General features: G+C 47.9%; 1 protein-coding gene. It reads left to right on the top strand.

What is annotated here, in order from left to right:
- The coding region (locus SIN01_RS14810) for an IS1380 family transposase (RefSeq protein WP_141306179.1) at positions 1 to 847 on the top strand (847 nt) is incomplete at its 5' end.
- Between the last annotated feature and the right edge of the window lie 201 nt (positions 848 to 1,048).

The following is a 1,048-nucleotide window of genomic DNA, read 5'->3' as shown; positions in this document are numbered from 1 at the left end:
TGGGAAACAGGAATCCTCAGACTATAACGCACATTACGGCACCATCGGCTTCCATCCATTGGTGGCGTTTGACGGGGCGACGGGAGATTTTTTGAAGGCGAAACTGCGTCCCGGAAATCGCTATACTTCTCATGGGGTCGCGGACTTTGTTCGACCGATTCTGGAACACTACAACGAGCACTTTCCGGAAACCACGCCGTTCCTTCGGGGCGATAGCGGTTTTGCCACGCCTGAGCTCTACGAGCTGTGCGAAAAAGAATCCGTCTACTACGCGATTCGCCTGAAGTCGAATGCCATACTCCAGCGGATGGCTGAGGAGCTTCATCCCAACGATGCGTCGACCGGGGAGACCCAGTGTTACTATGAAGAAATTGCGTACCAGGCGAAGTCTTGGGACAAGCCCAGAAAAGTGATCGTTCAATCGGTTCGCCCGGCTAACGAACTCTTCTTCACGCATACCTTTATCGTGACCAATCTGGTTGAATGTTTCTCCCCGAAACAAGTCGTTCTGACTTATCAGAAACGAGGGACCATGGAAAACTACATCAAGGAAGCCAAATCCGGATTCAGTCTAGATCAACTGTCCAGTCACAAATTTGAAATTAACGAAAGCCGACTGATGCTCAGCCTGATCGCCTACAATTTAACGAACTGGATGCGTACACTGACGTTTCCAGAGGGGCAGAAGAACATGCAAATCGAAACCATTCGAACCCGTATCGTGAAAGTGGCCAGTAAGTTAGTGAGGTCGGGGCGTTCCCTTTATTTCAAGCTGTCCTCCAGCTTTGTCTATCAGGACTTCCTCTGGAAAGTACTCGGACGGATTCAAGAACTTAAAATCGAATAGTGAAAGAGCACTGAGTTTGGCATCATCAAAGCGTTTTCATCAGATCAACGGGGAAAGTCCGTCTCAAAACGGCCCATTCTTGCGTGAAAGTTCAGAAATTAATCTTTCAAGTACGTTTTACGCGAAAAAGCAGACAAAATTAGGTAACCTCGTCCCGATAAACAAAAATCTCAGGAAACGATGAATGGTGAATAATTCAGG

It is taken from the genome of Sporolactobacillus inulinus (genome assembly GCF_006539285.1).
Taxonomy (GTDB): domain Bacteria; phylum Bacillota; class Bacilli; order Bacillales; family Sporolactobacillaceae; genus Sporolactobacillus; species Sporolactobacillus inulinus.
This window is presented reverse-complemented; position numbering and strand designations above follow the sequence as displayed.